Genomic DNA, 243 nt, shown 5'->3' on the forward strand with positions numbered 1-243 from the left:
GGGGCATCACAGCTGTTGGCATGCTGGCGCTGGCGTTCGTGTTCCAGACCCTGGCCAACCGCAAGCCGGAGCTGGATTCGGGGGTGTATGCCTACGCCAAGGCCGGTTTTGGCGAGTACATGGGCTTCTCCTCGGCCTGGGGCTACTGGATCAGTGCCTGGCTGGGCAACGTCGGCTACTTCGTACTGCTGTTCAGCACCCTGGGCTACTTCTTCCCGATCTTCGGCGAAGGCAACACCCCTG

1 protein-coding gene is annotated in these 243 nt (G+C 62.6%); it reads left to right on the top strand.

The window, feature by feature from the left end:
* The coding region (locus tag J5M58_RS27565) for an amino acid permease (RefSeq protein WP_207880680.1) at positions 1-243 on the top strand (243 nt) is incomplete at both ends.

It is taken from the genome of Pseudomonas sp. 32_A (assembly GCF_017490905.1).
In the GTDB taxonomy this organism is placed as follows: domain Bacteria; phylum Pseudomonadota; class Gammaproteobacteria; order Pseudomonadales; family Pseudomonadaceae; genus Aquipseudomonas; species Aquipseudomonas inefficax.